Source organism: Phytopseudomonas argentinensis, assembly GCF_900113905.1.
Classification (GTDB): Bacteria; Pseudomonadota; Gammaproteobacteria; order Pseudomonadales; family Pseudomonadaceae; genus Aquipseudomonas; species Aquipseudomonas argentinensis.
Window position 1 is genome coordinate 96,011 of the sequence record NZ_FORC01000002.1, and the last position, 23,049, is coordinate 119,059.

Below are 23,049 nucleotides of genomic sequence, written 5' to 3' on the forward strand. Positions count from 1 at the left end.
AATGCGGTTCTTCGGAATTTAGTTCGCCAGTGGCATTGCCTCGATGTGCCGCGGCAGCGTCACCCGGATACGGGTGCCACGTTGCTGCTCGGGATCGATCGGGCTGTCGATTGTTATCTGGCCATAATGCTCTTCCACGATGGAATAGACCAGCGCGAGGCCGAGTCCGGTTCCTTTGCCGGGATCCTTGGTGGTGAAGAACGGCTCGAACAACCGGTCTATCACGCCCTTGGGAATGCCGCTGCCTTCGTCCTCGACGATCAGGTCGACGGTGTGCTCCGAGGCTTCGCTGCGCACGCGGATGGCTCCGCCTTCCGGCGAGGCATCGCGGGCGTTGCTGAGCAGGTTGATCAGCACCTGGGCCAGGCGCTGCGGGTCGCCTTCGGCGCGGTGCGCCGGGTCACAGAGGTTGAAGAACTGCACGTCGACGCTGCGCCGGTTGAGGGCCAGCAGGCCAATGGCTTCCTGGGCAATTTCCGCCAGGTACACCGGTTCGTCGGCGTGCTGGTGGTTGCCGGAATGGGCGAAGTTCATCAGCGAGTGGACGATACGCGTGACCCGCTTGGTCTGTTCGAGGATCTGTCCGCTGATTTCGGTCAGTTCGGGGTCGCCCTCGCGTTCCTCGCGCAGGTTTTGCGCCAGGCAGGCAATGCCGGTTATCGGATTGCCGATCTCGTGGGCCACTCCGGCGGCCAGACGGCCGATGCTGGCCAGGCGTTCGGAGTGCACCAGCTTGTCTTCGAGCATCTGCGTCTCGGTAAGGTCCTCGACCAGCAGCACCAGGCCGCTGTTGCCGGGGGCCAGGGGCTCGTCGATGGCTGCCTTGTGCAGGTTCAGCCAGCGGATCTGGCCATCGAGGGCCAGGCGCTGTTTGTGCAGGTGCTCGTCGGGATTCTCGATAAAGCTTTGCAGCAGCTCGCGCCACGGCTCGCCGAGGGTCGACAGGCGCGAGCCGACGATGCGCAGGGCGGGAATTTCGGTAAGTTCTTCCATGGCCTTGTTCCACATCAGGATCTCGTGATCCTTGGCCAGCGAGCAGACGCCCATGGGCAGTTCCTGCAGGGTCTGGCGATGGTAGCGGCGCAGGGCATCGAGCTCGGCGGCGAGGCCCGTGAGGCGCGAGTGGTAGTCCTCCAGGCGGCTTTCGATAAAGTGGATGTCCTCGGTGACGTAGCCTTCGCTGCCGGACTTGTAGGGCAGGAAGGATTCGATGATGTCCTGGGCGACGCTGGGGCCCATCAGACCGGACAGGTTCGCCTCCAGACGGTCGCGCAGGCGACGCAGGGCATAGGGGCGGCTTTCGTCGAACGGCAGGTGCAGGTCGCGCAGGGCCTGCTCGACCTCGCGCTGGGCGGTCTTGGCGCCGAGCGGCTTGGCCAGCTGGGCAGCGAATTCCTGGGGCGACAGGGCCAGCAGCTCGCGGCGCTGCGGGCGGCGCACGTTGTCCACTGCACAGGCTTCGGCGGCGCTGTCTTCCTCGGGGCTGGAGTCGGTGAACACCGAGACCAGGGTGAACACCAGCACGTTGATGGCCAGCGAGGCGATGGCCGCCAGGTGCCAGCTGCTGTCATCGAGCACGTAGACCAGGTCGAGCACAGGCACGTACAGGCCCGGCAGCGTGCCGAGCAGCGGCAGCAGCATGCTCACCGCCCAGACCGCGATCCCGGCCAGCAGGCCGCCGATGAAACCGCGCCGGTTGGCGGTCGGCCAGTACAGCACCGAGAGCACGCCAGGCAGGAATTGCAGGGTGGCGACGAAGGAGACGATGCCCAGGTTGGCCAGGTCCTGCTCGGCGTCGAGCAGGTTGTAGAAGGCGTAGCTGGCCAGAATGATGGCGACGATCAGCGCGCGGCGCGTCCACTTCAGCCAGCGATAGATATTGCCTTCGGCCGGCGGCTGGTAGAGCGGCAGCACCACGTGGTTGAGCAGCATGCCGGACAGCGCCAGGGTGGTGACGATGATCAGCCCGCTGGAGGCCGACAGGCCGCCAATGTAAGCGATTAGCACCAGCGTCGGGCTGTCCACGGCAATGCCCAGGCCGAGGGTGAAGTACTCCGGGCTGGTGGTCGAGCCCAGGCGCAGGCCGGCCCACAGTACCAGCGGCACGGCCAGGCTCATCAGCAACAGGAACAGCGGCAGCCCCCAGCTGGCGCTGACCAGCGAACGGGGGTTGAGGTTCTCGGTAAAGGTCATGTGATACATGTGCGGCATGACGATCGCCGAGGCGAAGAACACCAGCAGCAGGGTGCGCCACGGGCCTTCCTGGAGGGGCGTATGCAGGCTGGCCAGGGCCGCCTGGTTGAGTACCAGCCACTGTTCCAGCTCGCGCGGCCCGTCGAATACCGCGTACAGCGCGTAGAGGCCGATGGCACCCATGGCCAGCAGCTTGACCACCGACTCGAAGGCGATGGCGAATATCAGGCCTTCGTGCTTTTCCCGGGTAGCCAGGTGGCGAGCACCGAACAGGATGGTGACCAGGATGAACAGCCCACAGAACGCCAGGGCGATCTGTGGCTGCACCGGCTCGAGGGTAAGAATGCTGATGGCATCGGTGACGGCCTGGATCTGCAGGGCCAGCAGCGGTAACACGGCGATCAGCATGCACAGGGTGCTCAGGGCGCCGGCCCAGGTGCTGCGAAAGCGGAAGGCGAACAGGTCGGCCAGCGACGACAGCTGGTAGGTGCGGGTGATGCGCAGGATCGGATAGAGCAGTACCGGGGCAAGCAGAAAGGCGCCGGTTACCCCTAGGTAACTGGCCAGAAAGCCATAGCCGTATTGATAGGCCAGGCCGACGCTGCCGTAGAAGGCCCAGGCGCTGGCGTATACGCCCAGCGACAGGGTGTAGGTCAGGGGATGGCGGATAAGGCGGCGGGGGATCAGCCCGCGGTCGGCGCACCAGGCGACGGCGAACAACACCAGCAGGTAGGCGGCGCTGATCAGCATCAGCCCGCTGAGGCTAAAGCTCATCGGCATTTACGGCAGCTCTGCGAGTCAGGGGAGGCGGCGGGGGCCGGGTGGTTGCGCACGCGGTTAGAGCTCATCGGCATCGCGCTGGCTCTGCAGGATGAAGGTCACCACGATAAGGATCAGCCACAGCATGTACGGGCGGTACCAGGCACCGTTGGGATCGATCCACCAGTCCATGATGGCAGGCGAGAACAGGTAGATACCGACTACCAGAATCAGAACCAATCGATAGATATACATGCCGCGTCTCGCTACTGAGTGTGCCGATGGTAACGGAAGCGCGCTGCGCTGGCTAAGGTGGGTTGCTCGCGGTGTGGCGAGCACCCTGCCGGCTGCCCTTTGCGGCGTACGCCTGGCGCACATTTTGCTCGCCAATCCGGGCTGCCGGCTGGGCAGCGCACGGCCCGAGGTGGCAAGCTTCAGGCTGATTGCCTGCAGGTCGGGCACAGCAGCTACGCTTTCACGACGCATGCCCTCGCCGTGCCATCCATGAATACCATTGGGAAGCCCATGCCTGATTTGCTCACCGGTTACGCGCCTGCCGAGGCGGCCTATGACGAATTGCTCGACAGCCGCGGGCAGGTACGGGCGCATTGGCGGGCGCTGCTCGATCAGTTGCAACGCAGCCAGCCGGCTCAGTTGCAGCAGCGTCAGGCCATGGTCACTCGGCAGATCCAGGCCAATGGCGTCACCTATAACGTCTACGCCGACCCGGAAGGCACCGATCGTCCCTGGGAGCTGGACCTGCTGCCCAGCCTGATACCGGCGGCCGAATGGCAGGCGATCACCGCCGGCGTCGCGCAACGCGCCGCATTGCTCGACCGGGTTCTGGCCGACCTCTACGGCCCCCAGCAACTGCTGGCCGACGGCCTGCTGCCGCCGGAACTGGTGTTCGGTCACGACAGCTTCCTGTGGCCATGCCAGGGCGTACAACCAGCGGGCAGCACCTATCTGCACCTGTATGCAGTGGACCTGGCGCGTTCGGCGGACGGCCAGTGGCAGGTCGCCGCCGACCGTACCCAGGCGCCGGCCGGCGCGGGCTTTGCGCTGGAGAATCGGCAGATCATTTCGCGCGCCTTTCCCGAGTTGTACCGTGACCTTGGCGTGCAGCACCTGGCCGGCTTCTTTCGCACCCTGCAGGACACCCTGGCCAGTCAGGCGCCGGCCGCCGGGGAAACGCCGCTGGTGGTGGTGCTGACCGCCGGGCGCTTCAACGAGAGTTACTTCGAGCACCTGTATCTGGCCCGCCAGCTGGGTTACCCGCTGGTGGAGGGCAGCGATCTGACCGTGCGCGACGCCACGCTATATCTCAAGACGCTCGCTGGACTGCAGCGGGTGCATGCAGTGCTGCGGCGGTTGGATGACGACTTCTGTGACCCCCTGGAGCTGCGCCCCGATTCGGCGCTGGGCGTGCCGGGCCTGCTCGAAGTGGTCCGCCAGCGCCGCGTGCTGGTGGCCAACGCCCTGGGCTGCGGCCTGCTCGAGGCGCCGGGGTTTGCGGCGTTTCTGCCGGCGATCAGCGAAAAGCTGCTTGGCGAGCCGCTGCTGCTGCCGGGGGTCGCCAGTGCCTGGTGCGCAGAGCCACAGGCGCTTGCGGATGTGCTGGAAAGGTTGCCGCACTGGCTGATCCGCCCCTGCTCCCCAGCGCAGGCCTGCACCGCGACCGCGGGCGGCAGCCTGGACGCCGCGCAGCGTGCCGACCTGGCCAGTCACCTGGGTCAGCAGCCCGGGGCCTATGTGGCCCAGGCGCCCGTGCAGTTGTCCCAGGCGCCGGTCTGGTCGGGCGACGAGGGCGTGCAGCCGCGCGCCATTGGCATGCGCGTGTTCGCCGTGGCCAGCGCCGACGGCTACCGGGTCATGCCCGGCGGCCTGACCCGTGTGGCCACGCCGGCGGATACCGAGGTGGTGTCCATGCAGCACGGCGGGGTCAGCAAGGACACCTGGGTGCTCGGCGAGCGCCAGGCGCCCGGTGAGCAATGGCAGGGCACGCGCGCCCTGGGCGCTGCCGATCTGGTGCGCAGCGATCCTTACCTGCCATCGCGGGTGGTGGAAAACCTGTTCTGGTTCGGGCGTTACAGCGAACGCTGCGAAGATCATGCACGGTTGCTGCGCATCATGCTGGCCCGCTATGTCGACGACGATGACGATCCCCAGGCGCTGGCAGCCGTTCTTCAGCTTGCGCAACACCTGGGCACGCTGCCCAATGATCAGCACGGCACATTGGAAACGCGTTTGCGCGAGACGCTGCTCGGGGCCGAGTGGCCAGCCAGCCTACGCGTCAATCTGCAGCGCCTGCAGTGGACCGCCGGCAGCGTGCGCGGCAAGCTCTCCCAGGCCAACTGGCAGGCACTGGTGGAGCTGCAGCGTGACATGCAGCGCCTCGAAGGTCGTGAGGGCGACCTCGGGCAACTGCTCGATGGGCTCAACCGGCTGATGATCTCGCTGGTCGCGCTGTCCGGCTTCGCCCTCGACGACATGACCCGTGACGACGGCTGGCGCTTTCTGCTGATCGGCCGCTGCATCGAGCGCCTGCAGTTTCTCTGCGACAGTATCGGTGGCTTTCTGCGCATCGGCGCCAGCGACGACCCCTCGGCGCTGGACTGGCTGCTCGAGCTGGGTAACAGTTCGATCACCTACCGCACCCGTTACATGGCCTCGGCGCAGCTGATTCCGGTGCTCGATCTGCTGCTGCTCGATGAGCGCAACCCGCATGCCGTGCTTTACCAGCTGCGACTGCTGCTGCGCGCCCTGAAACGCCTGGCTGAGCGCTTCGACATGCCCGGCAGCGCTGATCTGGCGCAGCTCGAACGACGGATGAGCGCCTTCGATCTGCACAGCCTGGAAAACCCGTTGTTCGGCGACGGCGGCACTCGCGCCGTGCTCGATGGCCTGGCCGGCTTGCTTGACGCCATCGGCCTGGCCGCCGGCTCGGTGTCCGAGCAACTGAGCCTGCGTTTCTTCGCCCATGTTGGCGCGAGTCAGGGAACCCAGTCGTCATGAGCAGGCGTTACCAGGTGCTGCACGATACCCGCTACCGCTATGCCACGCCGGTTTCCCTGGCCCAGCAGCTGGCCCATCTGTGGCCGCGCGATTGCGCCTGGCAGCGCTGCCTGACACAGGATCTGCAGGTCAGCCCGCCGCCCTGCCGGCGGGTGGACAGCCTCGATGTGTTCGGCAATCCCTTGACCCGCCTGGCTTTCGAGCGCCCCCATGCCGCCCTGCACGTGCGTGCGCAGCTGCTGGTCGAGGTGTTGCCGCGCCGCGCCATCGAGTTGCAGACATCGCCGCCCTGGCCGATGGTGCGTCAGGCCCTGAGCTATCGGTGGCAGGCCTGGCAGGCCGATGCCCTTGATGCCACGCGCTACCGATTCCCGTCGCCCTATGTTGGCCTGGGGCCGGCCTTCGAGCATTTCGCCGATGCGTGTTTCCCGCCGCAGCGGCCATTGCTGGAAGCGGTGGCAGCGCTGATGCACAAGATTCACGCCGAGTTCGCTTTCGATGCCAGCGCCACACAGGTGGCCACGCCGCTGCTCACCGTGCTCGAACGGCGCCGCGGCGTGTGCCAGGATTTCGCCCACCTGATGCTCGCCTGCCTGCGTTCACGAGGGCTGGCGGCGCGTTATGTGAGTGGCTATCTGCTGACCCAGCCGCCGCCGGGGCAGGCGCGGCTGGTGGGCGCTGATGCGTCCCACGCCTGGGTGTCGGTGTATTGCCCGAGCAATGGCTGGGTGGATTTCGACCCCACCAACAACCTGCTGCCGGCCCTGGAGCACATCACCCTGGCCTGGGGGCGTGATTTCGGTGACGTCTCGCCACTGCGCGGGGTGATTCTCGGCGGCGGCCACCATGACCCCGAGGTGCAGGTGACGGTCACCCCGCTGTAGCTTCGCTCAGCCGGTGAGCACGCGGATCACCGCGATCAGCTGGAAGGCGCAGAAGAAACCCAGTGCCACGCGCAGCGGCTTCGACAGGTTGGCGCCAAGGCTCTCGCGCAGTGGTTGCAGCATGAACTGCGGGGTAAGGGCCAGGCCGATCACCAGCGATACCACCGCGAACATCGAAAAGAACTCGCTGCTCATCGGCGGCACGCCGGAGCCGAAACCGTACAGCAGACAACCGATGGCCACGGCGAAGAACGCCCCGGAAATCAGGCGCTCCTTGGGTGTCCAGGACGAAAAGTTCACGGGCGTAGGCTCCACAGGTATAAACGATGGAGCGCAGTATAAGGAATGGCGTGCGTGTGGGCAGCCGCCGGTAACAAAGTAACGGCAGCCGGGCGAACGACGCGCTCGGCTCAAGAGCCTGTTCACGATCTATCGTCCCCACTTCAGCGTTTTGACTGCAGTGTGGCGAAAGCGGCCGTTCGGGCGCTTTCGCTTTTGATGTTCCTCACGCTACAAAATTAGCAGGCGACACCAATTCGCCCCTTCGTGGGGGGGCCGCCTAGGTCGGGCCCTCGGAGCAACGATGTAGCGAGGGAATCCCGGCGAAGCCGGGGCCGTATGCCGGGGCTAGACCTTTTGGTTTCTTTTGGCGGGGCCGGCCATCCGGGCGATGCCAAAGGAAACCCGCTCGACAGAGCGGAACCGAACTTAAGAACAATGCGATAACTCTGGCAAACCACAGCTCACGCACAATGTGTGGAACGATCAGTTGTAGAAACTCGGGGCTAAAGCCCCTCCCACAAGTTACGCGAATGTCCGCTTTTACCTTGTTGCAGCCGCTTCATGTCGCTCAAAAAGACCATGAGCAGGTTCTAGAGAACGCCGGCTTTCTTCCAGGCCAGGTAGCGGTTGACCAACTCCGGGCCCAGCTCGCCGGGGCGGGCGTCGAGCACTGGCACGTTATGGGCGGCCAGGCGCTCGTGCAGGGTATTGCGCGCGTTCAGGTAGTCCACCGCACCGCAGTAGTTGAGGGCTGACTCGTAGTCCTGCACTTCGGTGTGCCGCAAGTTATCGAGCACATCTTCACGCAGGCTGGCGATCAGCACGCGGTGACGGCGCTCAAGGCGCTTGACGGCGCCCAGCAGGTCCTCGTCATCCTCGTCGCGCAGGTTGCTGATCAACACCACCAGGGCACGGCGGCTCTGGCGCTTGAGCAGGGCGTCCACCGCATCGCTGTAGTCGGCCGGGCGCTGCGTGCTCTGCAGGTCATACACGGCGTTGAGCAGCACGTTGACCTGGGCCTGGCCCTTGACCGGCGGCAGGTAGCGACGTTGCTCGCTGGCGAAGGTCATCAACCCCACCGCATCGCCCTGGCGCAGGGCCACGTAACCCAGCAGCAGGCTGGCATTGAGGGCGTGATCGAAGTGCGACAGCTCACCATCCTGGCTGCGCATACGGCGGCCGCAGTCGAGCAGGAAGAGGATCTGCTGGTCGCGCTCGTCCTGGTACTCGCGGGCGATTGGCGTGCGCTTGCGGGCGGTGGCCTTCCAGTCGATCTGGCGTAGCGTGTCGCCATCGCGGAACTCGCGCAACTGATGAAACTCCTGGCCCAGGCCGCGGCGCTGACGCTGGCGCACGCCCAGCTGGCTGACCCAGTCGTCCATGGCCATCAGCTGGGCGCCGTACAGGCGGGCGAAATCCGGGTAGACCCGGGTTTCATCGCGGATCTCCAGGTAGCGGCGCGATTGCCACAGGCGCAGCGGGCTCGGCAGGCTGACCTCGCAGCGCGGGAACACGAAGTGGCCGCGCACCAGCGGGCGCACCCGGTAGCTGAAGGTGGTGTGCTCGCCAGGGCGTAGCTCGACCTGCTGCGGCATGTGCTCGACGGCCATGTCCTGGGGCGCGTGGTCGAATACCTCGATGTGCAGGCCGCGGTTATAGGCATGCTCGGCGTTCAGGCGCACCTCGCTCCAGCGGCCCAACGGCAGGTTGCCCGGCAGCTGCCGTTGCAGGCGCGGCGAGGGCAGGCGGCGCAGGCGCAGTGCGTCGGTCAGGGCTGCCAACGTGAGCAGCAGCAAAGCCCCCCACCACAGGGTGATGAGGCGCTCGGGCACGGCCACCGACAGCGCATCCAGCGCGCCAAGCACGATGGCCACCAGCAGCAGTCCGGCCAGCAGGCGCAGCAGGGTAGAGGAGGGCTTCATGCCGCGTTATCCCGGTTCGAGTCGGTCATAGACGGGGTGCAGGCACCTGGTCGAGCAGCTGCAGCAGAACCTGATCGACCGAAAGCCCTTCGATATCCAGCTCCGGCGACAGACGCACACGGTGACGCAGCACGGCCAGGGCGCAGCCCTTGATGTCATCGGGCAGCACGAAATCGCCGCCTCGCACCAGGGCGCGGGCACGGGCGCCGCGCACCAGGGCGATGGACGCACGGGGGCCGGCACCGATGGCCAGGCCTGGCCAGCTGCGGGTGGCGCGGGCCAGGCGCACGGCGTAGTCGAGCACCTGGTCGTCAAGCGGCAGGTCGCTGGCGATCTTCTGCATGATCAGCACATCCTTGGCCTGCAGCAGGGTACGCAGCGGGGTGACCTCGAGCATGTCGGCCTTGGGCGAGCGGGTGACCTGGCGCACCATGTCCAGCTCTTCGTGCTGCTCGGGGTAGTCCATGTGCAGCTTGAGCATGAAGCGGTCGAGCTCGGCTTCCGGCAGCGGGTAGGTGCCTTCCTGCTCGATGGGGTTCTGGGTGGCCAGCACCATGAACGGCAGTGGCACCGCCAGCGGGCGGCCTTCCAGGGTCACCTGGCGCTCCTGCATGACTTCCAGCAGGGCGGCCTGGGTCTTGGCCGGCGCGCGGTTGATCTCGTCAGCGAGCAGCAGGTTGGTGAAGATCGGCCCCTTGCGCAGCTTGAACTGCTCGCTCTGCAAGTCGTACACGGCGTGGCCGGTAATGTCGCTGGGCATCAGGTCAGGGGTGAACTGGATACGCGCGAACTCGCCGCCGAAGCAGCGCGCCAGGGCACGCACCAGCAGGGTCTTGCCGAGGCCGGGCACGCCTTCGAGCAGCACGTGGCCGCCGGCAATCAGCGCGGTCAGGACGTCGTCGATCACTGCGGTCTGGCCGATCACTGCCTTCTGCAGTTCCTGGCGCAGGCCCTGGGCCAACTGGCTGGCACGTTGGCGCTGCTGGGCGATGTTGCTGGCCGCCGGGGCGGCTGCCGGCGCAGTGGGCTCTTCGCTGATCGGACTGCTCGGCTGGTCGGGGGTATGTTCGCTCATAACGCGTTCCTGAGTGTTTGCAGGTGGGCGACCTGGCGGGTGAAGTCGGAGGCAGACAGGCGTTTCTGGCCCAGGGGGCGCATGGCCTGGCTGATGACTGTTGAAGGCTGACGGCTGAGGCGGCCGAGGATCTGCCACTGATCGGCCACGGCCAGGCGTTCGAAACCGGGGTGGCGACGGCGGGCGCGGCGCAGGATGTCCTGCTGCAGGTTGCTCAGCAGGGGCTGCTGGCCGCCATGGCGCAGCAGGAAGTCGGCGGCGGCGCGCAGGTGTTCCTGCAACTGCCGGCGGCTGGCTGGTTGTGGTTGCAGCAGCGGTCCGCGGCGCTGGCCCACGTGCCACAGCGCCAGCACCAGGAGCAGACCCAAGGCCAGCAGGGCAGGGGCGAAGTGGCGCTGCAAGAGGGTCAGCAGGCCATCGCGATCAGCGTTGTAGACCAGGGTCACGGCGCTGTCCTGGCTGAGGTACCAGAGCAGCCAGGCGTTGTCGTAACTGCCCAGGTTGACGTTCTGCCAGATCCAGGCGTCGCTGACGATGCTGATCAGCCCGTCGCCATGGTAGATCTGCAGCAGGTGGGTGGCTTCGCCGCTATTGGCCCAGACATGGGCCAGGTTGTTGGCATCGTAGAGGTGGAAGTCGGGATCGAAACCGATATAGGCCGGTGCCTGCTCGTTTTCCAGGTACAGCTTGGTCAGCTCCGGGTAGGCATCGGCGGTCTCTTCTGCGCTGTCTTCGCCTGCCGGCTCCGCTGTCTGCTCGTCGGCAGTGCTGTCGCTTGGCTCCTCGGCTTCGTCCTCGCCTTGGTCCTCGTCGAGTTGCTCGACCGGGTACTGCTGCACGTTCAGTGTGTCGAGCAGCCCGTCACCGCTCTTGCCTTTTTCTTCATCCCACATGCGCTCGGCGATGAACAGCAGGTGGCCGCCACGGGCCGTCCATTCCAGTAGGCGTTCGTTCTGCCGGGGTGTCAGGTTGCTGCGGTTGGCGAGCAGCAGCAAGGTGTGGCCGCGGCTTGGCAGGGTGTCGAGGCCGCTGAGGTTGTCGGCGCGGGTCACCTCCAGGCCCTGCTTGCGCAGGAACGTTTCGGCCGCCAGATAGGGATTGGCGCGCGCTTCCGGCGACGGCCCGTGGGTGACCACCTCTTCATAGGATTCGGCGCGTTGCAGCAGGTAGCTGCCGAGCAGGCCGAGGGCCAGCACCAGCAAGGCGCCAAGGCCGAAGCGCAAGGTGCGGCTCATCGGCGGCCCCCTTGTTCGACCAGGCGTCGCCAGTCATTGCACAGTAGCGGGCACAGCTCGGCCGGTGGCAGACGATGGCCGTAGGCGAGGTTCTGCCAGTGACGGGTCAGGGTCTGGCTGAAATTGCTCAGTTCCGGATCGTCGAGACCATCGACCAGCGGCAGCACTTCGGCCTCGGTGTGGGAATTCTTGAGGGGCAGCTTGTGGTCGTGGATCAGGCGGCTGAGCAGGGCACGGTAGAGCAGGCCCAGGGCGGCACGGGGATCTTCGGACCAGAGCCGTTCGGCGCTACCGGCCACGTCGTCCGGCAGGCTTTGCGGCACCACGTCGAGGCCAAACAGCTGACCCGGTGATTCGCTCCTGTGCGGCCGCTTGACCCGGGTGCGGCCGACGAAGGTGCCGAGCCATTCGCGATAGCGCCACAGCACCAGGGCGATGATGCCGATCACCAGCGCCCACAGCGCGGCCTCGAAAAACAGCGCCAGGTTTTTCAGAGCGCTCCAACTTTCAAGCATCTCGAAGAACTTCTGCAGTGACTCGGAGGGCTGTTTCTCGGCGTCCTGGTTTTTCTCGGTCTCATCACCGAAGCGCCAGCGGGTCACCGTTTCGCGATTCTCGAAGGGTGACGCGTCGAGAATTTCCAGCGCTGCCTGCCGGGAGTCCTGGCTGGTCAGCGGCTGGGCGAGCAGGCGCGCCGCCTCCGGGCCATTTGGGTCTTCGCTGGGCAGGGGGCAGCTGGCAGGCGTGTCGGCAAAGGCGGGCGTCGGTGTTTGCACCAATAGAACACCGAACCCGAGCAGCAGTGCATAGGCGACGCCGGTCAGGCGCTGGCGCAGGCGGCGGAAGGTCAGTTCGATATCCCAGCCTTCCAGGGCGGTGCGGCGGTTGAGGTAAAGGCTGAAGCCGCAGGCAACGTAGATCGGCCCCCAGAGGATCAGCAGCAGCGCGTAGCCGAGGTTGGACAGGTGCTCCAGCCACAGCCAGTCGCTGGTGTCGCCATTGATCAGGCTTTGCCAGTCCCACTCGGTGGAAACCTGGGTCGGGATAAGCAGATAGACCAGGCTGCCGAGGCCAATCCACAGGGCGGTTTCCAGGTGCATGCCGACCACGGTCAGCCAGGTGGCCGCGCCGGCGTCACGTTGGCCGAGTACGTTGAGGCGCTGCGTGCGCGCCTTGCCCTTGAGGCCTTCGAGCTGCAGCACCGGCAGGTCGAAGCTGCGCGTCGGACTCAGCCGGCGCCAGGTCAGGCTGGCCAGCAATTGTGGCTTGAGCAGGCTGGGAAAGGCCTTCAGCGCTTGCTTGAGTGTCGGCGTATCGCCGAACAGCGCGCGCGACAGGATATACAGCGGCAGCCGCTCGTAAGCCGGTTTCAGCCACCAGAACACCAGCATCACCCAGGACGGGTATTGCCATAGCAATGCGCAGAGCACCGTGAAGAGCGGCAGGGTAACCGCAGCCCAACTGGCCATCAGCAGGCGGCGGTGTTGCCGGGCCATCAGCACGCCGAGGTCGATGGCTTCCCAGGAGGTGCGCGGGCGGATCGCCACGCTGGCGTCAGTCAGGCGCATGCTGCCTCCGCCCGGCCAGGCCCAGGTAGGCCAGTACCAAGGTCCACAGCCCAGCGCCTACCCAGTATTTGACCGTGGGCGTCGAGAAGGTCATGGACGACCAGTAAGCCTCGATAAAGGCCGCGATCAGCAGAAACAGCGCAGCGCCGCCGAGCAGCCGCACGGCGCGAATCGCAGCCAGACGCAGCGCCTCGCCACGCGGCAGACGTCCCGGCGCCAGCAGCGCCCAGCCGAGTTTGAGGCCCGCGGCGCCCGCCAGGGCGATGGCGGTCAGCTCGAAGGCACCATGGCCGATCACGAACGACCAGAAGGTTTCGCTGTAGCCCAGCTGCGTCAGGTAGCCGGCCACTGCGCCGATCATCAGCCCATTGAACAGCAGGAAGAACAGGCTGCCGACGCCGAACAGCAGGCCGCTGGCGAAGGTCTGAAAGGCGATGCCTATATTGTTCATGATGTAGAAGCCGAACATCATCCAGTCATCGCCCGAATCGCGCTCGCCAAAGCGGCCCAGGCGCGTGGTGTCGGGGTCGTACATGCTCTCCATCTCGCTGACGCGGCTGGGATCCATGACGCTGTAGACCAGGTCGGGAAACAGGTAGACCAGGGTGCCCATCACCGCCAGGCTGCCAAAGAACAGCAGGCTGGCGAGGCTCACCAGGCGCCATTCTTCGCGAACCAGGCGCGGGAAACCGGCCAGCACGAAGCCGATCAGCTGCGGGCCGATGGCGCTGCGATGGCGATAGAACTGCTGGTGGCCACGCAGTGCCAGGTGCTGCAGTTCTTCGATCAGGTGGTTGCTGTAGCCACGTGCCCTGGCCAAGGCCAGGTGCTGACACAGCCGGCGGTACTCGGCCGCGAAGGTGCGGCTGTTTTCCGCGTCACGGCCGCCGGTCTCGAGACGCTTGAGCTGCTCGGCGAAGGCCTGCCACTGGGGCTGGTGACGGTTCTCGAAAACGCTCTGTTTCATATCGGACCCAACAAGCCACGGGCGATACCGTTGATGCGGCCTTCGGCCTGGCTGGCCTCGACCTGCAGCGGCTCGGCGAGAATGCCCGCCAGTTCAGTACGGCGCGCGCTCGACAACCCTTCGCCGCGCTCGGCGAACGCCAGCACGGCGCGTTGCTCGGCGAAGTCCAGTGGGAAGGGCGCCGGCAGCGCCTCGGTTTGCGGCAGGTTGGGCCGTTCGAGGGGCTGCTCGCGATAGACCACCAGGGTGCCGGCGGCGATGTCGCCGAGGCGCTTGAAGGCGCGGTTGCTCAGGCAACTGATGATGCCCAGGGTATAGGCGAAGGGCAGCAGATCGACGAACCGCAGCAGGTTGCGGGTAATGGACGCCGCCCAGCCGATCGGCGTGCCGTCGTCATGCACCACGCGCAGGCCGAGCAGCTGCTTGCCCGGTGAGCGGCCCTGGTTGAAGACCTCGAACAACACCATGTACCACCAGGTCACCAGAAACAGCGCGATGGTCGCCAGGCCCATGCCCAACTGGCCGAACAGCCCCAGGGCGAGGTAGACGACGGCCAGGATGGCACCGCGGATCAGCAGGTCGATGGTGAAGGCCAGCGCTCGTGGCACCAGGCCCGCGGGACGCAGTGCGAGGTCGATACCTTCCGGCGTTTCCACCTGATAGCGCGTGTCCAGCACCGTCTGCTGAGATCGAGGATAAGGGGAGGCAGGGGAAGGTGGCATCGTCACATCGTAGGGAGCAAAGCCCGATGCTAGCCAGCAGCGGGGCAGGAAGCAACCAGGCCGCGTCAACGCGGCCTGTGCTGCACATGCTTAGCGTGCGACGGGCAGGACGCCGAAGATGGTGCGATACAGCACGCCCATGACCATCACGAACAGCGGGATGGTCCAGATCAGGCCGATGCCCAGCGGGATGGCGCTGAGGCCGACGATCAGGCCGAGCAGCAGGAACAGGCCGAAGACCTTGAACCAGTGCTGGGTGATGGCCTTGCGCGACGCTTCCATGGCCTGCCACGGCGACAGGCCACGCTCGACGATCAGCGGGATCGCCAGCATGTAGGCCACTGCCAGGTAGATGCCCGGGATCAGCAGCAGGATCATGCCGAGGTAGACCAGCACCATCATCAGCACCGCGGCGATCAGCAGCGGCACGATGCTGCCGAAGTGGCTGAAGATCTCGTTGAAGCTGAACGGCTGACCAGCCGCGCGACGAATGCCGATCATGTTCAGGCCGGCGAAGAACGGGTAGCTGACGGCCGAGGCGATGATGGTGGTCAGCAGCTGGCCGATGATGATCAGCACCAGGCTGTCGCTGAACAGGCTGAAGATGCCGAGCACGGCGCCGACCACGAACGAGGCAACCAGAATCGCCACGTAGAAGATCAGGAAGCCACCGATGATGGTGCCTTTGGTGCCCTTGGTCAGTTGCCAGGCTTCGCTGAGCAGGCCGCCGATGGTGAAGTCGTAGCCCCGGCTCAGGGCCTGTTCGACGCTCAGTGCCTGAGCGCTGGAAGGCGCATCCTGCAACTGGCTGTTGGGAACGGCATAGGGATTGGTAGCGTCACTCATGATTCATCCTTGGCGAGCGGAATAAGATTGTTTCCTGATATTAATGGTGTAGCAAATAGTGAACAAGGGGTGGCTCACCGACTTTGTCTGCAGCCGTGATCGCCATCAAGTTTTTCCCTACCCTGGTGGTTTGTGGTCAGGTGGCAAGGAACCTAGACTGCGACGCTCATTCGCTACAGGAGTCTGCCGTGCCTTCCAGTCTGTTCTGGTACGACTATGAAACCACCGGCATCGATCCGCGCCGGGACCGGCCGCTACAGGTCGCCGGTATCCGCACCGATGAGCAGCTCAACGAGATCGAAGCGCCGATCAACCTGTACTGTCAGCCCAGCGACGATATCCTGCCGCACCCCGCTGCCTGCATGATCACCGGTATCGACCCCCAGCGCCTGGCGCGCGAGGGGCTTGGCGAGGCCGAGTTCATGACCCGCGTACATGCCGAGCTCGCCCGCCCGGGCACCTGTGGTGTCGGCTACAACAGCCTGCGTTTCGATGACGAGGTGACGCGCTACAGCCTGTACCGCAACTTCTTCGATCCGTACGCCCGTGAGTGGCAGGGCGGCAACAGCCGCTGGGACCTCATCGATATGGTGCGCACCGCCTATGCACTGCGGCCCGAAGGCATCGAATGGCCGCAGGACGAGCGCGGCGTCAGTCTCAAGCTCGAGCGGCTCACCGCGGCCAACGGCATCGAGCATGGCCAGGCGCACGATGCGCTTTCCGACGTGCGCGCCACCATCGCCCTGGCGCGGCTGATTCGCGAGCGCCAGCCCAAGCTCTACGACTACCTGTACGGGCTGCGCAGCAAACAGCAGGTGCTCGACCAGATCCGCTTACTGCAACCCCTGGTGCATGTGTCCGGGCGTTTTTCCGGTGCGCGTCAGTATCTGTCGATTGTGTTACCGCTGGCCTGGCACCCGCGCAATCGCAACGCCCTGATCGTTTGCGACCTGCACCTCGACGCCGCGCCGTTGCTGAACGAGGATGCCGAGACCTTGCGCCGTCGCCTGTACACGCGGCGCGACGAGTTGGCCGAGGGGGAACAACCGGTGCCACTCAAGCTCATCCATATCAATCGCTGTCCGGTGGTAGCGCCGCTCGGTGTATTGCGTGCGCAAGATTGCCAGCGGCTGCAACTGGACAAGGCCGATTACCTGGCGCGGGCGCAGCGCCTGGCCGACAGCCAGTCGGTATGGCGAGACAAATTGCCGCAGGTGTATGCCGAAGAAAGTTTCACGGCAGTGATGGATCCCGAACAGCAATTATATGACGGCTTTATTGGCGACAGGGATCGACGTCTGTGTGAACAGGTACGCAATAGCGAGCCCGCTCAGTTGGTCGCGCAGTCCTGGCCGTTCGATGATCCGCGATTGCCGGAATTGTTGTTTCGTTACCGCGCGCGCAACTTCCCCGGGACCTTGAATGGCGACGAGCAACAGCGCTGGCATGCCTTCTGCCAGCAGCGTCTTAATCTGCACGAATATGGCGCGCCCAATACGCTGGCGAGTTTCGAAACGGACATGGCGCTTTATCTGACCAAGGCGACAGATAGTCAGCGTCTGACGTTGCACGCTTGGCTGGCTCATGCGCAACAGTTGCGGCAACGCTATGGACTTCACAATGAAGGCGTGTCAGCAGGCGCTACCCATTAATCGCGGGTGCGTGCCATAGAATCTTTGTATCCCGGCGATTAAATCGACGCCCATAAAAAACGCCAGCAATGCTGGCGTTGTTCATGGACTCACCGCCCCGGTCTGCTATCAGCCCAGCAGGGTAGCCCAGCCTTCAACGACGTCAGCGCCCCACTTGGCTTTCCACTCTTTCAGAGTCTTGTGGTTGCCGCCTTTGGTTTCGATGACTTCACCGGTATTGGGGTTCTTGTACTGTTTAACTTTGCGCGCGCGCTTGCTACCAGTGGCTGCTGCTTTACCAGCGGTGCGCGGTGCCTTGCCAACTTTGGCATCCGGATCGAGCAGAGCGATAATGTCGCGCAGCGACTTTTGATATTCACCCATCAAGGTGCGCAGCTTGCCTTCGAACTCCAGTTCCTTTTTCAGCTTGTCATCTTGCGACAGGCTTTTCAGGCGCTCTTGCAGTTCTTTGATGTTTTCTTCGAGGCTGCGGTATTCGGTGATCAGAGACATGTGTGTACCTTTAATGCAAGGGAGGGTGACCAAGTGTTGCTTATAGTAGACAGCGGCCGGTTTTAAGTAAACCGCTTTGTAGTAAACAGACGTGTTTAAACAATCGAAGTTGCAGGCAGCCGCAACAAGTGCGCGCATTTAATTACCACTTAAAATTCCAGGTTTTTTAACCGAGGGGGGCGCTTATCGGCGACGCTTATTAAGCCAGCTGTCGCTGGCCCGTTCCGCGGCCCTCGGCACCGGCCATGGCCGCGGTGGTGATGGCTGCCACGAGGTACTGCAGTTTTTCGTTAGTCTGGCTAAAATGCGCGCCTTCGCTAATTCTCTGGAGTTGTTCATGCGCACTTTTCGGCTGGTAATCGCCTGCCCTGATCGTACCGGCATCGTCGCCAAGGTCAGTAACTTCCTGGCGACCTACAACGGCTGGATCACCGAAGCGAGCCACCATTCGGACACGCAGAGCGGCTGGTTCTTCATGCGCCATGAAATTCGTGCCGATTCGTTGCCTTTTGATCTGGACGGTTTCAACCAGGCGTTTTCGCCGATCGCCCGGGAATTCTCCATGGAGTGGCGCATCACCGATTCGGCCCAGAAGAAACGCGTGGTACTCATGGCCAGCCGCGAATCCCACTGCCTGGCCGACCTGTTGCATCGCTGGCACAGCAACGAGCTCGACTGCGACATCCCTTGCGTGATCTCCAACCACGACGATCTGCGCAGCATGGTCGAGTGGCACGGTATTCCATTCGTCCATGTGCCGGTGGATGCACAGAACAAGCAACCGGCTTTCGATGAGGTCGCACGCCTGGTCGAAGAGCACCGTGCCGACGTCATCGTCCTGGCGCGCTACATGCAGATCCTGCCGCCCAAATTGTGTCAGGACTATGCGCAGCGGGTGATCAATATTCACCACAGCTTCCTGCCCTCGTTCGTCGGCGCCAAGCCTTACCACCAGGCTTCGCTGCGCGGCGTCAAGCTGATCGGCGCGACTTCTCACTACGTGACCGAAGAGCTGGATGCCGGTCCGATCATCGAGCAGGACGTGGTGCGCGTCAGCCATCGCGAGTCCATCGAAGAGATGGTGCGCCTGGGCAAGGACGTGGAAAAGATGGTGCTTTCCCGTGGTCTGCGCTATCACTTGGAAGACCGAGTGCTGGTGCACAACAACAAGACGGTGGTATTCGACTGAGCCGTCTGGCCCGGCGCTCGAACAAGGAGTTCGCGTTCATGCTCAAGTCCGTCAAAGTGCGTGATTACATGACACGTCACCTGGTGACCTTTCATGCCGATACCGATCTGTTCACCGCAATCAACCGATTGCTCGAGCACCGCATTTCCGGGGCGCCGGTGGTCGACGGCCAGGGGCGCCTGGTCGGCCTGCTGTCGGAAGGCGATTGCCTGCGCGGCATCCTGCAGGGCGCCTACTACGAGGCCACGGGCGGCACCATCGCCTCGTACATGACCACCGCCGTGGAGACCACTTCTCCGGAAGCGGACATCATCGAGGTGGCGGAGCGTTTTCTCAAAGGTCGCCGTCGGCGTTTTCCGGTGGTCGAGGGCGGCAAGCTGGTCGGCCAGATCAGCCGCCACGACGTATTGCTGGCGGTGAAGGAGTTCGCACAGCATGAAGAAGGCCATCGGCGCGGCTGAATGATGATGAGCGACGACAAGCCTCCACAGCCCGGCACGGCCACCGCGCCGCCGATTGTCGGGCAGGGCTGTGTGCAGCGTTTCGACCCCGAGGCGTTGAGCGACGAGGACGGCACCGCGTTCGAAGGCGCCGAGGCCTTGTGGCAACGCACGCAGGCTGAGAAGCAGCAGTCGGATAAATGAAGAAAGGGCGCCAATGGCGCCCTTTTTCCTGGTGGTGGTTTCAGATCCGGAAGCTGTCGACCAGATGCTTGAGGCGCGCGGCCTGCTGCTCCAGATCCGCGCAGGCGCGCAGGGTGGCCTGGAGGTTTTCCACGCCTTCCTGGTTGAGGGTGTTGATCTCGGTGATGTCCATGTTCAGCGCCTCGATCACCGAGGTCTGCTCTTCGGTGGCGGTGGCCACCGACTGGTTCATGCCGTCGATCTCGCCGATGCGCAGGGTCACGCTGCCCAGGCGCTCGCCGGCCTGGTTGGCGACCTCTACGCTCTGTTCGCTGTAGTGCTGGCTTTCGGTCATGGTGGCGACCGACTCGCTGGAGCCGACCTGCAGCTCCTCGATCATCTTCTCGATCTCCTGGGCCGACTCCTGGGTGCGATGGGCCAGGTTGCGCACTTCATCGGCCACCACCGCGAAACCACGCCCGGCTTCACCGGCACGGGCGGCCTCGATGGCCGCGTTGAGTGCCAGCAGGTTGGTCTGCTGGGAAATGCTCTTGATCACCTCGAGAATCTGCCCGATATCGGCGGTCTTGCCGGCGAGCATTTCGATCTTGCCGCGGGCATCGACGACCTTGGCCGACAGGTCGGTCATGGCGTTGATCGCCTGCTGCACCACCTTGCCGCCATCTTCGGCCTGGTGACGGGCGTCGGATGCCTGGCTGGAGGCGTCCGCGGCGTTGCGGGCGATTTCCTGAGCAGCTGCGCCGAGCTCGTTGATCGCCGCGGCCACGCTGTTGGTGCGGCTGGCCTGCTCATCGGAATTGACGATCGAAGAGTTGGAGGCGTTGACCACCAGCTTGGCGACCTCGTTGACCTGGGCGGTGGCCGAGGACACTTCGCGTATCGAGGCGTGGATACGCTCGACGAAACGGTTGAACGAGCTGGCCAGGGCGCCGAATTCGTCTTGGGACTGGATGGCCAGGCGTTTGGTCAGGTCGCCTTCACCACGGGCGATGTCTTCCATGGCCTTGCCCATGGTAGTCAGCGGCTGCATCAGCACGCGGATCAGCACGCCGAGCAGGGCGATGATCAGCGCCACGGCAATCAGCGTGGCGATGGCGGCCGACAGGCGGAATTCATCCAGCGCAGCGTAGGCCAGGTCCTTGTCGATCGACAGGCCCACGTACCACTGCACATCGGGCAGGCCCTTGACCGGGGCGAAGGTCAGCAGGCGATCCTGACCGTCGTGGATCACCTCGGTGAGCTTGCTGTCCATGCCGATAGGGGTATCCGGATAAAGGTCGCGCAGGTTCTTCATCACCAGATCGGCCTGGGGATGGACCAGTATGGTGCCGTCCTTGCTGACCAGAAATGCATAGCCCAAGTCGCCCAGTTCGATGGCGTTGATGATCTTCACCAAGGTATCCAGGCTGACGTCGCCGCCGGTCACGCCGAACGGCTTGCCGTCCGGGCCGCGCACCGGGGCGATCGGCGAGATCACCAGCGAGTTGGTGATCTGGTCGACGTAGGGCGCAGTAAGAATGGTGCGGTTGGCCTGGGCGGCGTCCTTGTACCAGGGGCGGGTGCGCGGATCGTAGCCGGCTGCCATCTGGGTCGGCGGGCTGGACAGGAAGCTTCCGTCGCTCTGCACGCCGATATAAGTGGAAAGAAAGGCGCCCTTGTAGACCGGCCGGGAAATGACCTCCTGCAGATTGCCGGCGGCGATGGCCAGCTCCAGGTTTTGGGCCAGGCTTTCGACCAGCAGAATACGCCCGGACAACCAGCTTTCGATGTTGCCGGCGGCCGCGCTGCTGGCCTCGCCGAGGTTGTGCTGGAGCGAAGCCTGGATGCTGCTACGCTGGTGGCTGTCGTTGTAGAGGCTGAACAATGCAAAGGCGACTGTGACCACCAGGGTGGCGGCCAGCAGGATCTTGTGGCTGAACTGCAGGTTTCTCGTCATGGCATCTTGCGTCCGGTAATCACTGGAACCAGTCTTGTAGGGCGTCGCCAGGTGGCGAGTGGGGCGGGGCAGGCGATCTCGCCGAGGCTTAATCGGCGGCAGCCTGGCGCTTATGTCGGCAGTGGCACCCTAAAGCTTTAATCCGGAAGGGCGGTGGTATGGGGTTGAATCAGCAATTCGTTCTGGGCGCTGGCAGTGACGGCGACGCGGTCAGCCAGCCATTGCGTCTGGCCAACCGCCACGGCCTGATCGCCGGGGCGACGGGCACCGGCAAGACCGTCACCCTGCAGCGCCTGATCGAGAATTTCAGTGACGCTGGTGTGGCGGTATTCGCAGCAGACGTGAAGGGCGATTTGTGCGGCCTGGGTGCCGCCGGTGCACCCCAGGGCAAGGTGGCCGAGCGTATCGCCAGCATGACCTGGCTGGCGCACAGCCCGACGGCCTATCCCGTCAGCCTGTGGGACGTGCACGGGCAGAGCGGCCATCCGCTGCGCACCACGTTGAGCGAAATGGGGCCGCTGCTGCTCGGCGCCCTGCTGGAACTCACCGACAGCCAGCAGGCGGCGCTCTATGCGGCGTTCAAGGTGGCCGATCGTGAAGGCCTGCTGCTGCTTGACCTGAAGGATCTGAAAGCACTCCTGAATCACCTGAAGGAACAACCCGAGGTGTTGGGCGCCGATAGCGCGTTGTTCACCAGTACCTCGGCCCAGGCGCTACTGAGGCGCCTGGCCGGCCTGGAGCAGCAGGGCGGCGAGGCCCTGTTCGGTGAGCCGGCGTTGCAGCTCGAAGACATCCTGCAGCCGGATCGCGATGGCCGTGGGCGCATTCACCTGCTCGATGCCAGCCGCCTGGTGCATGAAGCGCCCAAGGTCTACGCCACCTTCCTGCTCTGGCTGCTGGCCGAGTTGTTCGAGCAACTGCCCGAGCGCGGCGATGCCGACAAGCCGGTGCTGGCACTGTTCTTCGAAGAGGCCCACCTGTTGTTCGCCGACACGCCGAAGGCTCTACAGGCGCGCCTGGAACAGGTGGTGCGGTTGATTCGTTCCAAGGGCGTGGGAGTGTATTTCGTCACCCAGTCGCCGGGCGATCTACCCGATGATGTGCTGGCGCAACTCGGCTTGCGCATCCAGCACGGCCTGCGCGCGTTCACCACCCGGGAACAGAAGGCGCTGCGCGCTGTGGCCGATGGTTTTCGGGCCAACCCGGCGTTCGATTGCCTGGCGGTGCTCAGCGAACTGGGGATCGGCGAGGCGTTGGTGGGTACGCTGGAAGAAAAGGGTACGCCGGCGATGGTGCAGCGGGTCGCCATCGCCCCGCCACAGTCGCGTATCGGACCGCTGTCCGAGGCGGCGCGTGCCGCGTTGATCCGTCAATCGCCCCTGGCGGGGCAATACGACAAACCCTACGATCGCGAATCGGCCTACGAGATTCTCACCGCCCGCGCCACCCAGGCGAGCGAACAGGTTCAGGCGGGCAAGGCGGCACCGTCCACGCTCAGCGTGGCGGGCGAGTTTCTTGGCGGGCTGGCTGGTCAGGCAATGAAGAGCGCCATGCGTCAGGTGGCCAACCAACTTGGCCGGCAACTGGTTCGCGGTGTGCTGGGGTCCTTGCTGGGCGGCAAGTCCACGTCGAAACGACGCTGAGCCATGCATCGCCGGCAGCGTGCTC

At 64.7% G+C, this 23,049-nt stretch carries 19 protein-coding genes; 7 read left to right on the plus strand and 12 right to left on the minus strand.

Annotated elements, in window-relative coordinates; translation table 11 throughout:
• Window positions 1-18: 18 nt before the first annotated feature.
• Both BM154_RS08980 and BM154_RS23795 read right to left on the minus strand, forming a co-directional pair.
• A complete protein-coding gene (locus tag BM154_RS08980; protein WP_167364673.1) occupies window positions 19-2,973 on the minus strand; it encodes a sensor histidine kinase in 2,955 nt (984 codons plus the stop codon).
• 57 nt (window positions 2,974-3,030) lie between these two features.
• Window positions 3,031-3,207: a hypothetical protein gene (locus BM154_RS23795; protein WP_042556252.1), complete on the minus strand. Its 177-nt coding sequence runs from the start codon at window positions 3,205-3,207 to the stop codon at window positions 3,031-3,033.
• Between the two features lie 270 nt (window positions 3,208-3,477).
• On the opposite strand from BM154_RS23795, the gene BM154_RS08985 reads away from it, so the two are divergent.
• Both BM154_RS08985 and BM154_RS08990 read left to right on the plus strand, forming a co-directional pair.
• Entirely contained in the window at window positions 3,478-5,967 is a 2,490-nt protein-coding gene (locus BM154_RS08985) for a circularly permuted type 2 ATP-grasp protein (RefSeq protein ID WP_074882529.1), read from the plus strand.
• Window positions 5,964-6,851, plus strand: coding sequence for a transglutaminase family protein (locus BM154_RS08990; protein WP_074882530.1), 888 nt, complete (start codon window positions 5,964-5,966; stop codon window positions 6,849-6,851). Before BM154_RS08985 ends, BM154_RS08990 begins: the two co-directional genes overlap by 4 nt.
• Before the next feature lie 6 nt (window positions 6,852-6,857).
• On the opposite strand, the gene BM154_RS08995 is transcribed toward BM154_RS08990, so the two are convergent.
• From BM154_RS08995 to BM154_RS09030, 8 genes are all read right to left on the minus strand, one after another.
• Complete coding sequence (locus BM154_RS08995) at window positions 6,858-7,151, minus strand: hypothetical protein (RefSeq protein ID WP_074882531.1); 294 nt, start codon at window positions 7,149-7,151, stop codon at window positions 6,858-6,860.
• A gap of 572 nt (window positions 7,152-7,723) precedes the next feature.
• On the minus strand, window positions 7,724-9,055 hold the full coding sequence (locus BM154_RS09000) for a DUF58 domain-containing protein (protein ID WP_074882532.1): 1,332 nt from the start codon (window positions 9,053-9,055) through the stop codon (window positions 7,724-7,726).
• 25 nt (window positions 9,056-9,080) lie between these two features.
• Window positions 9,081-10,130 (minus strand): AAA family ATPase, encoded by a 1,050-nt coding sequence (locus tag BM154_RS09005; protein WP_074882533.1) that lies wholly within the window; start codon window positions 10,128-10,130, stop codon window positions 9,081-9,083.
• Window positions 10,127-11,365 (minus strand): DUF4350 domain-containing protein, encoded by a 1,239-nt coding sequence (locus BM154_RS09010; RefSeq protein ID WP_074882534.1) that lies wholly within the window; start codon window positions 11,363-11,365, stop codon window positions 10,127-10,129. The genes BM154_RS09005 and BM154_RS09010 overlap by 4 nt, the downstream gene beginning before the upstream one ends.
• The gene (locus BM154_RS09015) at window positions 11,362-12,933 is read right to left on the minus strand and encodes a DUF4129 domain-containing protein (RefSeq protein WP_074882535.1); all 1,572 of its coding nucleotides are present in this window, start codon (window positions 12,931-12,933) and stop codon (window positions 11,362-11,364) included. Before BM154_RS09015 ends, BM154_RS09010 begins: the two co-directional genes overlap by 4 nt.
• Complete coding sequence (locus BM154_RS09020) at window positions 12,920-13,900, minus strand: stage II sporulation protein M (protein ID WP_074882536.1); 981 nt, start codon at window positions 13,898-13,900, stop codon at window positions 12,920-12,922. The genes BM154_RS09015 and BM154_RS09020 overlap by 14 nt, the downstream gene beginning before the upstream one ends.
• Window positions 13,897-14,622: an RDD family protein gene (locus BM154_RS09025; RefSeq protein WP_074882537.1), complete on the minus strand. Its 726-nt coding sequence runs from the start codon at window positions 14,620-14,622 to the stop codon at window positions 13,897-13,899. Before BM154_RS09025 ends, BM154_RS09020 begins: the two co-directional genes overlap by 4 nt.
• A gap of 90 nt (window positions 14,623-14,712) precedes the next feature.
• Window positions 14,713-15,468 carry a DUF975 family protein gene (locus BM154_RS09030; protein WP_074882538.1) on the minus strand — a complete coding sequence of 252 codons (756 nt, stop codon included), beginning with the start codon at window positions 15,466-15,468 and terminating at the stop codon, window positions 14,713-14,715.
• 188 nt (window positions 15,469-15,656) lie between these two features.
• Between BM154_RS09030 and sbcB the strand changes: the two genes are divergently transcribed.
• Window positions 15,657-17,120 (plus strand): exodeoxyribonuclease I, encoded by a 1,464-nt coding sequence (gene sbcB, locus BM154_RS09035; RefSeq protein WP_074882539.1) that lies wholly within the window; start codon window positions 15,657-15,659, stop codon window positions 17,118-17,120.
• A gap of 108 nt (window positions 17,121-17,228) precedes the next feature.
• On the opposite strand, the gene mvaT is transcribed toward sbcB, so the two are convergent.
• The gene (gene mvaT, locus BM154_RS09040; RefSeq protein WP_074882540.1) at window positions 17,229-17,612 is read right to left on the minus strand and encodes a histone-like nucleoid-structuring protein MvaT; all 384 of its coding nucleotides are present in this window, start codon (window positions 17,610-17,612) and stop codon (window positions 17,229-17,231) included.
• A 337-nt stretch (window positions 17,613-17,949) separates the two neighbouring features.
• Between mvaT and purU the strand changes: the two genes are divergently transcribed.
• From purU to BM154_RS24155, 3 genes are read left to right on the plus strand one after another with little or no spacing between them, the layout of a single operon-like run.
• On the plus strand, window positions 17,950-18,801 hold the full coding sequence (gene purU / locus BM154_RS09045; RefSeq protein ID WP_074882541.1) for a formyltetrahydrofolate deformylase: 852 nt from the start codon (window positions 17,950-17,952) through the stop codon (window positions 18,799-18,801).
• A 38-nt stretch (window positions 18,802-18,839) separates the two neighbouring features.
• Window positions 18,840-19,262 (plus strand): CBS domain-containing protein, encoded by a 423-nt coding sequence (locus BM154_RS09050; RefSeq protein WP_074882542.1) that lies wholly within the window; start codon window positions 18,840-18,842, stop codon window positions 19,260-19,262.
• 6 nt (window positions 19,263-19,268) lie between these two features.
• Window positions 19,269-19,445, plus strand: coding sequence for a hypothetical protein (locus BM154_RS24155; protein WP_167364674.1), 177 nt, complete (start codon window positions 19,269-19,271; stop codon window positions 19,443-19,445).
• A gap of 40 nt (window positions 19,446-19,485) precedes the next feature.
• Here BM154_RS24155 and BM154_RS09060 read toward each other — a convergent pair whose 3' ends face one another.
• The gene (locus tag BM154_RS09060; RefSeq protein WP_074882544.1) at window positions 19,486-21,381 is read right to left on the minus strand and encodes a methyl-accepting chemotaxis protein; all 1,896 of its coding nucleotides are present in this window, start codon (window positions 21,379-21,381) and stop codon (window positions 19,486-19,488) included.
• Window positions 21,382-21,539: 158 nt separating this feature from the next.
• On the opposite strand from BM154_RS09060, the gene BM154_RS09065 reads away from it, so the two are divergent.
• A complete protein-coding gene (locus BM154_RS09065; protein ID WP_074882545.1) occupies window positions 21,540-23,024 on the plus strand; it encodes a helicase HerA-like domain-containing protein in 1,485 nt (494 codons plus the stop codon).
• The last annotated feature ends 25 nt before the right edge of the window (window positions 23,025-23,049 follow it).

What these genes read in the sequence shown, in the direction of transcription:
- BM154_RS09005 (WP_074882533.1), bottom strand. Translation starts at nt 10,130, where the DNA reads ATGAGCGAACATACCCCCGACCAGCCGAGCAGTCCGATCAGCGAAGAG.
- BM154_RS09065 (WP_074882545.1), top strand. Translation starts at nt 21,540, where the DNA reads ATGGGGTTGAATCAGCAATTCGTTCTGGGCGCTGGCAGTGACGGCGAC.
- BM154_RS23795 (WP_042556252.1), bottom strand. Translation starts at nt 3,207, where the DNA reads ATGTATATCTATCGATTGGTTCTGATTCTGGTAGTCGGTATCTACCTG.
- BM154_RS09010 (WP_074882534.1), bottom strand. Translation starts at nt 11,365, where the DNA reads ATGAGCCGCACCTTGCGCTTCGGCCTTGGCGCCTTGCTGGTGCTGGCC.
- mvaT (WP_074882540.1), bottom strand. Translation starts at nt 17,612, where the DNA reads ATGTCTCTGATCACCGAATACCGCAGCCTCGAAGAAAACATCAAAGAA.
- BM154_RS24155 (WP_167364674.1), top strand. Translation starts at nt 19,269, where the DNA reads ATGAGCGACGACAAGCCTCCACAGCCCGGCACGGCCACCGCGCCGCCG.
- BM154_RS09030 (WP_074882538.1), bottom strand. Translation starts at nt 15,468, where the DNA reads ATGAGTGACGCTACCAATCCCTATGCCGTTCCCAACAGCCAGTTGCAG.
- BM154_RS09060 (WP_074882544.1), bottom strand. Translation starts at nt 21,381, where the DNA reads ATGACGAGAAACCTGCAGTTCAGCCACAAGATCCTGCTGGCCGCCACC.
- purU (WP_074882541.1), top strand. Translation starts at nt 17,950, where the DNA reads ATGCGCACTTTTCGGCTGGTAATCGCCTGCCCTGATCGTACCGGCATC.
- BM154_RS08990 (WP_074882530.1), top strand. Translation starts at nt 5,964, where the DNA reads ATGAGCAGGCGTTACCAGGTGCTGCACGATACCCGCTACCGCTATGCC.
- BM154_RS09020 (WP_074882536.1), bottom strand. Translation starts at nt 13,900, where the DNA reads ATGAAACAGAGCGTTTTCGAGAACCGTCACCAGCCCCAGTGGCAGGCC.
- BM154_RS09025 (WP_074882537.1), bottom strand. Translation starts at nt 14,622, where the DNA reads ATGCCACCTTCCCCTGCCTCCCCTTATCCTCGATCTCAGCAGACGGTG.
- BM154_RS09015 (WP_074882535.1), bottom strand. Translation starts at nt 12,933, where the DNA reads ATGCGCCTGACTGACGCCAGCGTGGCGATCCGCCCGCGCACCTCCTGG.
- BM154_RS09050 (WP_074882542.1), top strand. Translation starts at nt 18,840, where the DNA reads ATGCTCAAGTCCGTCAAAGTGCGTGATTACATGACACGTCACCTGGTG.
- BM154_RS08980 (WP_167364673.1), bottom strand. Translation starts at nt 2,973, where the DNA reads ATGCCGATGAGCTTTAGCCTCAGCGGGCTGATGCTGATCAGCGCCGCC.
- BM154_RS09000 (WP_074882532.1), bottom strand. Translation starts at nt 9,055, where the DNA reads ATGAAGCCCTCCTCTACCCTGCTGCGCCTGCTGGCCGGACTGCTGCTG.
- BM154_RS08985 (WP_074882529.1), top strand. Translation starts at nt 3,478, where the DNA reads ATGCCTGATTTGCTCACCGGTTACGCGCCTGCCGAGGCGGCCTATGAC.